Annotated in this window: 3 protein-coding genes; 2 read left to right on the forward strand and 1 reads right to left on the reverse strand. The window is 36.7% G+C overall.

The window, feature by feature from the left end; all coding sequences use genetic code 11:
* The first annotated feature begins 210 nt into the window (after window positions 1-210).
* Both lon and yihA read left to right on the forward strand, forming a co-directional pair.
* Window positions 211-2532: an endopeptidase La gene (lon, locus tag ACLIBH_RS14245; protein ID WP_439317380.1), complete on the forward strand. Its 2322-nt coding sequence runs from the start codon at window positions 211-213 to the stop codon at window positions 2530-2532.
* On the forward strand, window positions 2532-3113 hold the full coding sequence (gene yihA, locus ACLIBH_RS14250) for a ribosome biogenesis GTP-binding protein YihA/YsxC (RefSeq protein WP_439317381.1): 582 nt from the start codon (window positions 2532-2534) through the stop codon (window positions 3111-3113). Before lon ends, yihA begins: the two co-directional genes overlap by 1 nt.
* Window positions 3114-3214: 101 nt before the next feature.
* Here yihA and ACLIBH_RS14255 read toward each other — a convergent pair whose 3' ends face one another.
* Window positions 3215-3697 carry a LiaI-LiaF-like domain-containing protein gene (locus ACLIBH_RS14255; protein ID WP_439317382.1) on the reverse strand — a complete coding sequence of 161 codons (483 nt, stop codon included), beginning with the start codon at window positions 3695-3697 and terminating at the stop codon, window positions 3215-3217.
* Window positions 3698-3831: the final 134 nt, after the last annotated feature.

Consider the following 3831-nt stretch of genomic DNA (forward strand, 5'->3'; position numbering starts at 1 on the left):
GTCAGTCTTTTTTAAACGAAGAAACTATTTGGCATAATTAAATGCATAAACTCATTGCAATTTATTTGAAACCGGTTTATATAAGGCATTTAATTACCGGTTAGTATCGTTGCATCTGGCTATAATAATGAATGCTAATTGTAAACATAGACAGTGCAGTTTAACTAAAATTCATAGCTATATGTAATTTTTTAGACGGAGGTACTTACGATGAACAAAGACGCGAATCAGTTTCCCCTCCTAGCGTTACGTGGAATAATTGTTTTTCCTTCTATGGTCATGCATTTAGATGTAGGTCGAGAAAAATCTATTAGTGCATTAGAAAAAGCAATGATGAACGATCAAAAAATCTTTCTAGCTGCACAAAAAGAAGTGAGCATGGAAAACCCTACTCATAAAGACATTTATCGAATTGGTACGCTTGCAAAGATCAAACAAATGTTAAAGCTGCCAAATGGAACAATTCGTGTACTTGTAGAAGGATTATATCGGGGAGAAATCGTACGCTATGTGGACGAGACGAAAGAATATACGGTAGACATCGAAAAAGTAATTGAAATCCACGAAAACGAGCACGAAGAAGAAGCTTTAATGAGATCACTGTTAGAGCAATTTAAACAATACATAAAAGTTTCAAGAAAGGTAACCGACGAGGTGTTTTCGACTGTATCGGATATTGACGAGCCTGGTCGTCTCGCTGATTTAATAACTTCACATTTAGCGATTAAAATTAAAGAAAAACAAGAACTTCTAGAAATGGAAAACGTTAAGGAACGCCTGCAATATTTGCTCGATTTGATCTCAAATGAGAAAAAAGTGCTTGATCTAGAAAGGAAAATAGGGAAACGAGTAAAATCTTCAATGGAAAAGACGCAAAAAGAATATTACTTGCGTGAACAGCTTAAAGCAATCCAAAAGGAACTCGGTGAAAAAGATGGAAAAACCGGTGAGGTCGAACAATTAAAAGAAGAGATAGAAAAAGCTAATATGCCAGAACGTATAGTGAAAGTAGCTATGAAGGAATTGGATCGCTTTGAAAAAGTACCACAAACATCAGCAGAAAGCTCCGTCATAAGGAATTATTTAGATTGGTTAATTTCTTTGCCATGGACTGCAAAAACAAAAGATACAATCGACATAAACAGAGCAGAGAAAATTCTAGATAAAGATCATTATGGGCTGGATAAGGTTAAGGAACGTATTTTAGAATACTTAGCTGTTCAGAAATTAACGAATTCAATACGAGGCCCAATCCTATGTTTAGTAGGACCTCCTGGTGTAGGTAAAACATCGTTGGCAAAATCAATCGCCCATTCCATTAATCGGAATTTTGTACGCATATCGCTCGGTGGGGTGAGAGATGAGGCTGAAATTAGAGGTCATCGCAGAACTTATATTGGTGCTATGCCTGGCCGTATAATCCAAGGAATGAAACGCGCAGAGACAATTAACCCAGTTTTTCTACTAGATGAGATTGATAAAATGTCGAATGATTTTCGTGGAGACCCTTCTTCAGCAATGTTAGAAGTGCTAGATCCAGAGCAAAACAGCAGCTTCAGTGACCATTTTATTGAGGAGACGTACGATCTATCTAACGTATTATTTATTGCAACCGCCAATTACGTCAACAATATTCCAGGACCACTCCTTGATCGGATGGAGCTTATTTCAATTGCCGGCTATACAGAAATCGAAAAATTACATATTGCGAAAAAGCACTTATTACTAAAGCAACTGAAAGAAAATGGACTAAAAAAAGATAATCTACAAATAAGAGAAGAAGCGCTTTTGTTATTAATTCGAAAATATACTCGTGAGGCCGGTGTACGCGGGCTAGAAAGGCAAATAGCTACTCTATGCCGAAAAGCTGCAAAGATTATAATTTCTGGCGAAAAGAAGCGTGTCATCGTTACGGAAAAAACATTGCCCGAACTATTAGGGAAGCCGCTCTATCGTTATGGTCGAATGGAGGAAGAGGATCAAGTTGGAACTGCTACCGGATTAGCGTATACCCCTGTTGGTGGAGACACGCTTTCTATAGAAGTTACACACTATCCTGGAAAAGGCGAGTTAACGTTGACCGGTAAGCTTGGTGACGTGATGCGTGAATCTGCACAAGCGGCATTTAGTTATATTCGCTCCCGTGTAGAAGCGCTTGAAATAGATCCGGATTTTTATAAAAAATACGATATTCATATTCACGTTCCTGAAGGTGCAACTCCTAAAGACGGCCCTTCAGCGGGTATAACAATGGCAACTGCACTCGTTTCAGCTTTAACGGGTCGTGCTGTAAAAAAAGAAGTAGGTATGACAGGAGAAATAACATTACGTGGCCGCGTACTTCCAATAGGCGGGCTTAAAGAGAAAGCGTTAAGTGCACATCGAGCTGGGATTTCTAAAATAATAATCCCTGCTGATAATGAGAAGGATATTGACGACATTCCCAAAAGTGTTCGTGAAGAATTGACTTTTATTCCAGTTAGCCATTTGGATCACGTATTGAAGCATGCACTTGTGGAGGAAAAAGAATAATGAAAGTAGTAAAAGCCGAGTTTATAATAAGTGCAGCTAGTAAAAAGCAATATCCAACTACAAACTACCCAGAAATTGCATTAGCAGGAAGATCAAATGTTGGAAAATCTTCTTTTATTAATCGGATGATTCAACGTAAAAATCTTGTGCGTACTTCCTCAAAGCCGGGGAAAACGCAAACGTTAAATTTTTACTTAATTAATGATTCAATGTATTTCGTTGATGTACCTGGCTATGGATATGCAAAGGTATCAAAGAAAGATAGACAGCAATGGGGAAAAATGATGGAGGAATATTTCGAATCAAGAGAAACATTAAAAGCAGTTGTATTAATTACAGACCTTCGTCATGTCCCTACAAAAGATGATATTCAAATGTATAATTATTTAAAGTACTTTAATATCCCAGTTCTTGTAATTGGTACTAAGCTCGATAAGCTACCGAAAACGAAACGTGCGAAACATATTAATCAGACAAAAAAGGAATTAAACGTGCATAGTGGAGATCGGCTAATCGCTTTTTCTGCTGAAACAGGTGAAGGAAAAGATGAGGCGTGGAAAGCGTTGAAAAGCTTAATGTAAAAGTACGAGGGTCTTTTTTGTAAAGCGAGCAGATACGAAACCATTCATCGAAAAAGCTTCACACTTGATACGTGTGGGGCTTTTTCGATGATTTTTTTAAGTTATTTCTTTCGCTTTAAAAGGTATATACCGAGTACAATTAATACAATAGGCCAGAAGGCTTGAATAAAATCAGTGACATAGTAAATCCATTGAAGCCATTCGGGTGCATTTTCTGAGAAAATCATAAATGCAGCAAGACCAATTAATACAATTCCAGGAAGTAAGCCGTTTTTTGTTTTAGAATAGCGTACGAAATATGCAATTCCAGCAATTAACGGGAAAACGGCCCAATGCTCGATCCAAAAAGGATAATTTTGCAAGCCATGAAAGTGGATACCTAAGCCAAGTAAAAGTGTACCGATAAATAAATATGGATAATCTTTTGTTGAATAGCTATAAATTAAAAATGCAGCTCCAACGATTATTAAAAAGGTTGGCCAAGCGTAAAAATTTTGAAAAGCTGTTAAATGCAATTGTTCAGCGAGAAAGTAAACACCAATACCTATCAGTATATAAGCAATAAAAATATTTTGTTTCTTCATGATTCCCCCTACTTTAACCGTTCTACGTATTTTAATTGCTTGAATAATTTTGTCATGAATGATAACGTACATGTAAACTACAAATAATCTCTTCTTATTCTATCATAATGTTTTCATTCTGTTCATAATTGTTC

Source organism: Virgibacillus sp. W0430 (assembly GCF_051846935.1).
In the GTDB taxonomy this organism is placed as follows: domain Bacteria; phylum Bacillota; class Bacilli; order Bacillales; family Amphibacillaceae; genus JBPYCR01.

Bases quoted from the DNA above. Each gene is read 5' to 3' on its own strand.
- ACLIBH_RS14255 (WP_439317382.1), bottom strand. From the start codon at position 3,697: ATGAAGAAACAAAATATTTTTATTGCTTATATACTGATAGGTATTGGT.
- lon (WP_439317380.1), top strand. From the start codon at position 211: ATGAACAAAGACGCGAATCAGTTTCCCCTCCTAGCGTTACGTGGAATA.
- yihA (WP_439317381.1), top strand. From the start codon at position 2,532: ATGAAAGTAGTAAAAGCCGAGTTTATAATAAGTGCAGCTAGTAAAAAG.